The 4,792-nt window shown below is 70.2% G+C and carries 7 protein-coding genes; 4 read left to right on the top strand and 3 right to left on the bottom strand.

Annotated elements, in window-relative coordinates; translation table 11 throughout:
* From AC27VN_RS32850 to speB, 4 genes are all read left to right on the top strand, one after another.
* A partial coding sequence (locus AC27VN_RS32850) for a M20/M25/M40 family metallo-hydrolase (RefSeq protein ID WP_490879279.1) occupies window positions 1-472 on the top strand: 472 nt, incomplete at its 5' end.
* Window positions 473-479: 7 nt separating this feature from the next.
* A complete protein-coding gene (locus tag AC27VN_RS32845) occupies window positions 480-1,208 on the top strand; it encodes a DUF1989 domain-containing protein (RefSeq protein WP_490879278.1) in 729 nt (242 codons plus the stop codon).
* A 40-nt stretch (window positions 1,209-1,248) separates the two neighbouring features.
* Complete coding sequence (locus AC27VN_RS32840; RefSeq protein WP_490879277.1) at window positions 1,249-1,893, top strand: cupin domain-containing protein; 645 nt, start codon at window positions 1,249-1,251, stop codon at window positions 1,891-1,893.
* A gap of 14 nt (window positions 1,894-1,907) precedes the next feature.
* Window positions 1,908-2,852, top strand: coding sequence for an agmatinase (speB, locus tag AC27VN_RS32835; protein ID WP_490879276.1), 945 nt, complete (start codon window positions 1,908-1,910; stop codon window positions 2,850-2,852).
* Window positions 2,853-2,910: 58 nt separating this feature from the next.
* Here the strand turns inward: speB and AC27VN_RS32830 are convergent, their stop codons facing one another.
* The 3 genes from AC27VN_RS32830 to AC27VN_RS32820 form a co-directional block, all read right to left on the bottom strand.
* Window positions 2,911-3,492, bottom strand: coding sequence for a superoxide dismutase (locus tag AC27VN_RS32830; RefSeq protein WP_490879275.1), 582 nt, complete (start codon window positions 3,490-3,492; stop codon window positions 2,911-2,913).
* A 45-nt stretch (window positions 3,493-3,537) separates the two neighbouring features.
* Window positions 3,538-4,248, bottom strand: coding sequence for a helix-turn-helix transcriptional regulator (locus tag AC27VN_RS32825; protein WP_490879274.1), 711 nt, complete (start codon window positions 4,246-4,248; stop codon window positions 3,538-3,540).
* Window positions 4,249-4,298: 50 nt separating this feature from the next.
* Window positions 4,299-4,792 (bottom strand): TolC family protein (locus AC27VN_RS32820; RefSeq protein ID WP_490879273.1); only part of this gene is annotated, 494 nt, incomplete at its 5' end.

Raw genomic sequence — 4,792 nt, 5'->3', positions numbered from 1 at the left:
GCTGCGCCTCACCATCGGCCGCTGGGAGTGCAGCCCCGGGTCGATCAACACCATTGCCGAGCGCGTCGTCTTCACCGTCGATGCGCGCCATCCCGAGGCCGCCGCGCTCGACGCGGTGCGCGCGCTCGTCGATGCGGCGCTGCCGGCCGGCGGCCAGCTCGAGGTGCTGCAGGACAAGCCCACCGTGCGCTTCGACGCCGCGCTCGCGGGCCTGGCGCGCGAGGCCTGCGCTGCGCTGCAACTGAGCCACCGCGAGATGCTGTCGGGCGCCTTCCACGACGCCATGCCGCTGGCCGGCTTCTGCCCCAGCGCGATGCTGTTCGCGCCCAGCCGTGGCGGCGTGAGCCACCACCCCGACGAAGACACCCCCATCGACGACCTCGCGGCCTGCACGCGCGCCCTGGCCTGGTGCCTCGCGCGGCTGGCCGGGCCGCTCGTTTCCTCCACCCCTCCCGAAGCCTCAAAGGACTAGCCAGACCATGGACGACCAAGCCACTTCCTCTTCCCACACGGACACCCACGCGCACGCCCACGTGGCCGACAACGGCGAACCCGTCGGCGCCAACCGCACGCTGCGCGAGCCCGTGTCGGCCGACGGCACGCCCGAACTCGGCAAGCGCTACGAAGTGCCCGCGCGCAACGGCCGCGCCGTGCGGCTCGCCAAGGGCCAGGTGATCCGCGTCATCAACACGCACGGCAGCCAGGTGTGCGACTTCTGGGCCTTCAAGGCCGACGACCTCAGCGAGTTCATGTCGATGGAGCATGCGCGCGCGGTCATCGACCGCATCATGCCCAAGGCCGGCGATCCGCTCGCCACCAACCGCCGCCGTCCCATCATGACGCTCGTGGCCGACACCTCGCCCGGCGTGCACGACACGCTCATGGCCGCCTGCGACGCCTACCGCTACCAGAACCTCGGCGTGACCGAGTACCACGACAACTGCGCCGACAACATGCGCATGGCGCTCAAGGCCATCGGCTTGCGCGCGCGCGAGGTGCCGCAGCCGCTCAACCTGTGGATGAACATCCCGGTGGGCCCGGGCGGCGGCGTAGACTGGCTGCCGCCCGTCTCCAAGGCCGGCGACCATGTGGATCTGCGCGCCGAGATGGACTGCGTGGTCGTCATGTCGGCCTGCCCGCAGGACATCGTTCCCATCAACGACAACCGCCCGGTCGAAGTGCACTTCACCGTGCTGGCGGATGCCTGAGCTTCCCGGCGCGCCGCCGGCCCACTGACGACTCGACGCCATGCGCACTGCCAAGAAGACCACCGCCATTCCCGCCGCTGCCGCCGCCTCGCCGGCACCGGTGGACGCAGACCCGGACCTCGCGCTGTCGGCGCTGGGCCCGCGGCTCAAGCATGCGCGCATGGTGCGAAGTCTCACGCTGAAGGCGCTCGCCGATGCCGCCGGCTGTTCCGAAAGCCTGCTGTCGCGCGTGGAGCGCGGCCAGGTCATGCCCTCGCTGGCCAACCTGCACCGCCTCGCGCGTGCGCTCGACACCAACGTCGCCGAGCTCACGGCCTCGTTCGCGCCGCCCATGTCGCCGGTGACGCGCGCCGCCGAACGCCCCGTGATCGAGTTCACCGGCCTGCGCGGCAAGAAGCGCGGCGTGAAGCTCGAGCGCGTGATCGTGCCGATCCGCGGCCAGTTGCTGCAGGCCGACATCCACGTGCTCGAGCCCAAGGCCGAGAGCCTGGAGCAGATCGCGCACGTCGGCGAGGAGATGGGCTACGTGATCGAGGGCGAGTTCGAGCTGCGCCTGGGCGACGAGGTCTACCGGCTGTCGGCCGGCGACTCCTTCTATTTCTCCAGCGACGTGCCGCACAGCTACCGCAATCCCGGCAAGACCCAGACCCGGGTGCTGTGGACCAACACCCCGGCCACGTTCTGAACCCCCTGCCTGCCATGCACACAGACACCGCCATGCAGACGCTGCCGCGCTACAGCGGCATCCCGACCTTCATGCGCGTGCCCTTCGCGCAGCGCCTCGAGGACTTCGACATCGCCCTGGCCGGCGTGCCCTTCGATGGCGGCGTGACGGCGCGTCCCGGCGCGCGCTACGGTCCGCGCGAGATCCGCAACATGTCGTCGATGACGCGCGCCATCCACCACGTCACCGGCTTCAATCCCTTCGAGGCCTGCCGCGTGGCCGACGTGGGTGACGTGCCGTTCACCGACGTGTTCCACCTCGAGCGCTCGCACGAGGACATCCGCCGCTTCTTCGAACCCCTGTTCGCGGCCGGCAAGACGGTGCTGGCCGCGGGCGGCGACCACTCGATCACCTTCCCGGTGTTCCAGGCGATGCAGCCGCGCCGGCCGCTCGGCATGGTGCACATCGATGCGCACACCGACACCTGGGACGACTTCCTCGGTTCCAAGTTCAGCCATGGCTCGCCGTTCCGCCGCGCGGTCGAGGCCGGGCTGCTCGACCCGAAGCGCACCATCCAGATCGGCATCCGCGGCGCGCAGAATTCCGACCAGGGCTGGCGCTATTCGCTCGACAGCGGCATGCGCGTGGTCTTCATCGAGGAGTTCGAGGCCAGGGGCGTCGAGGCGATCGTGCAGGAGGCGCGGCGCGTCGTCGGCGATGGGCCCACTTACCTGTCGCTCGATGTCGATGGCCTGGACCCGGTGTTCGCGCCGGGCACCGGCACGCCCGAGATCGGCGGCATGACCACGCGCGAGACGCTGGGCCTGCTGCGCGGCCTCGACGGGCTGGACTTCGTGGGCGGGGACGTGGTCGAGGTGTCGCCGCCCTACGACCCCTCGGGCAGCACCGCGCTGCTGGGCGCCACGCTGATGTACGAGATCCTCTGCCTGCTGGCGCGCAGCGTGGCTTCGCGGCGCTGAAGCAGGGGTTCGGGGCCCCTCGCGGGCACGCCCCGAACCCGATCGACCCCGGGGTCGATCAGCCGAAGTTCTTTTCGGCGAAGTCCCAGTTGACCAGCTTGGCCAGGAAGGTCTCGACGAACTTGGGACGCAGGTTGCGGTAGTCGATGTAGTAGGCGTGTTCCCAGACGTCGACCGTCAAGAGCGCCGTGTCGGCGGTCGTCAGCGGCGTGCCGGCGGCGCCGGTGTTCACGATGTCCACGCTGCCCTCGGGCTTCTTCACCAGCCAGGTCCAGCCCGAGCCGAAGTTGCCCACGGCCGACTTCACGAAGGCTTCCTTGAAAGCGTCGAAGCTGCCCCACTTGGCATCGATGGCCTTGGCCAGCGCGCCGCTGGGAGCGCCGCCGCCTTGGGGCTTCATGCAGTTCCAGAAGAAGGTGTGGTTCCAGATCTGGGCCGAGTTGTTGTAGATGCCGCCGCTGGACTTCTTGATGATCTCTTCGAGCGTGAGCGACTCGAACTCGGTGCCCTTCTGCAGGTTGTTGAGGTTCACCACATAGGCGTTGTGGTGCTTGCCGTAGTGGTACTCGAGGGTCTCCTTCGAGTACTCGGGCGCCAGCGCGTCGAGGGCGTAGGGCAGGGGAGGCAGGGTGTGTTCCATCGTGGGGTCCTTCTGGTTGATAAAAAGAAAAAGAGGCGGGGACGCTCAGTCGGCGCCCTTGCCTGGCTTGATGCGGGTCTTGTCGCCGGCCTTGGGAACGACGCGGTAGGCGCAGCGCCGCGCGCCCGCGAGCACGTGCTCGACGCGGCTCACGCTCACGTCGGGCCCGAGCACCTCGTCGAAGAGCTGCAGCTCGCTGCGGCAGAAGCCCGTGCAGGCGCGCGCCGCGGTGCAGATCGGGCAATGGTTCTCGATGAAGAGGAAGCCCTCGCCCTCGTCGTCGGGGCGGTACTCGGCCATGTAGCCCTCGCGGCTGCGCACCTCGGCCAGCCGCTCCAGCCGCGCGCCGATGCCGCGCGCGCCGCGCAGCGCTTCGCGGTAGGTGCTGCGCATGGTCTCCTCGCGCGCGCCGATCAGCTGGTCCATGCCCTTCTCGCCGAACACCTGGATCACGGCGCTGATCATCTGCACCGTCATCTCGGCATGCGTGTCGGGAAAGCGCGCGTGGCCCGAGGCCGTGAGCCGCCAGATCTGCGTCGGCCGGCCGCGCCCGGCGCTGCGGCTCTCGGCGTCGACCAGGCCCTCGGCCTGCAGCTTGGCCATCTGCTGGCGCACCGCCTCCACCGTGACCTGCAGCACCTTGGCGATGTCGGGAATGCCGAGCGCGCCGCGGGTCTTGAGCGTCGAGAGGATGCGGTCGGCCGGCTGGTGCGGGGTCCAGGCGGGCTTGGCGTCGGCGGTGTCGTTGGCGGACATGGCGCGGTCTTCGTGGGGAGCGGAACGGAAAGGCGGCAACCCGTGCATTGTCAGGTGCTTGGGGCGTCCTTCGCAGAAACGCCCGAAAGCCCCTTGGCCGCGCCCTCGTCGCGGCCCGCGGTCGGGGCATCGGGTGCCTGCCATCCGCCGCCCACGGCCTTGTAGAGCGCGACCAGGCTGGTGTACGAAGCGGTCTCGGCCTCGGCCACCGCATCCTGCGCGCGCAGCAGCGTGCGCTGCGCATCGAGCACCGACAGGTAGGGCGCGGCGCCTTCGCGGTAGCGCACCTCGGCCAGCTCGGCCGCGCGCGCGCTCTGTTCCGAGGCCACCACCAGGCTTTGCAGCCGCTGCTGGTTCTGGCCGTAGCCGGTGAGGGCGTTCTCCACGTCCTCGATGGCGCGCAGCACGGTCTGCTCGTAGGCCGCGCGTTCGCCCTGCGCGCGGGCCTGCGCGCCGCGCAGTTGGGCGCGCACCGAACCCAGCCGCAGCGCGGGCCAGCTCAGGCCCGGCGTGAGGCTGAAGGCGCGGCTCGAACCGCTGCCCA

This window comes from Variovorax sp. 20P10.2.4 (assembly GCF_058244205.1).
Note: the sequence above shows the minus strand (reverse complement) of the source record. Positions and strands in the feature narration are given on the sequence as shown.

Excerpts from the sequence above, each read along its gene's own strand:
- AC27VN_RS32845 (WP_490879278.1), top strand. The coding sequence starts at position 480 with ATGGACGACCAAGCCACTTCCTCTTCCCACACGGACACCCACGCGCAC.
- AC27VN_RS32840 (WP_490879277.1), top strand. The coding sequence starts at position 1,249 with ATGCGCACTGCCAAGAAGACCACCGCCATTCCCGCCGCTGCCGCCGCC.
- AC27VN_RS32830 (WP_490879275.1), bottom strand. The coding sequence starts at position 3,492 with ATGGAACACACCCTGCCTCCCCTGCCCTACGCCCTCGACGCGCTGGCG.
- speB (WP_490879276.1), top strand. The coding sequence starts at position 1,908 with ATGCACACAGACACCGCCATGCAGACGCTGCCGCGCTACAGCGGCATC.
- AC27VN_RS32825 (WP_490879274.1), bottom strand. The coding sequence starts at position 4,248 with ATGTCCGCCAACGACACCGCCGACGCCAAGCCCGCCTGGACCCCGCAC.